Source organism: Nonomuraea aridisoli, assembly GCF_003236395.1.
GTDB classification, from domain to species: Bacteria; Actinomycetota; Actinomycetes; order Streptosporangiales; family Streptosporangiaceae; genus Nonomuraea; species Nonomuraea aridisoli.
In genome coordinates this window covers 1-820 of the sequence record NZ_POUD01000615.1, presented here as the reverse complement: position 1 = coordinate 820, position 820 = coordinate 1, and the positions used below count along the sequence as shown (strand labels likewise).

The following is an 820-nucleotide window of genomic DNA, read 5'->3' as shown; positions in this document are numbered from 1 at the left end:
CACCCCGGCGGCACCCCTCCCAGCCCACCACCGGCGTCTCACCTGTCGCGATGACGTACCTGGAGCACTCGACGTTGTAGAACGTCTGCAGCAGCGCCGAGACCAGGATGACCCAGCCGACGCCGACGAACCCGTACTGGCCCACGCTGAGCGGGCCGAGCAGCCACTCCCCGCTGCCGATCGAGATGCCGAGGGCGATCAGGCTCGGGCCGACTGCGTGTTTGAAAAGCTCCTTGGGGCCGATCTTGGAGACCTTGAAGACCTCCTCAGGCGTGGGCAGGTCGGTGACTTCGAGATCCGGACGGCTGACTCCGAGTGGGTGCGACATCTCACTGCCTCCTGTCATTCAGCGTGATCCCGCAGGAGGGTCGCTACAAGGCCCAAATGCGCGCCGCGATCAGGCGTACTGGATCAGGCGTACTGGATCAGGCGTACTGGATCAGGCGTACTGGATCAGGCGTACTGCAGGTCGGCCCTGACGATGAGACCGTCGCCGATCGTGAAGTCGTAGTGGGCGCGCCTGCCGGCCGAGCCCGCCGGAGCCCAGTGCACGAGGAGCCGCTGGCCGTCGGCCCGCCGCTCGGCGATCGAGAGGATCCGCAGCGTCCCGCCGATCACCTCGTCGCCCGCCCACCGCCGGATGGCCTCGCGTCCGCGGATGCTGCGGGTGACGTCGATGATCTCGGCGTCCGGGGCGAACGCGGCGACGAGGGCGTCCAGGTCCCGGGCGTTCACGGCGTCGGCGTACGCCCGCGCCGCGGGGGACACAGCGTCGGCTCCCGAGGCGGCTCCCGGGGCGGCTCCCGAGGGGGAGGTGGAG

General features: G+C 69.8%; 1 protein-coding gene and 1 pseudogene. Both read right to left on the bottom strand.

All coding sequences use genetic code 11. The features are described 5' to 3' along the window. Positions 1 to 328, bottom strand: a pseudogene (locus tag C1J01_RS48405) (Nramp family divalent metal transporter); the annotation flags it as partial. Between the two features lie 125 nt (positions 329 to 453). Beyond that, on the bottom strand, positions 454 to 820 hold a 367-nt coding region (locus tag C1J01_RS48400), incomplete at its 5' end, for a nuclear transport factor 2 family protein (RefSeq protein ID WP_220040503.1).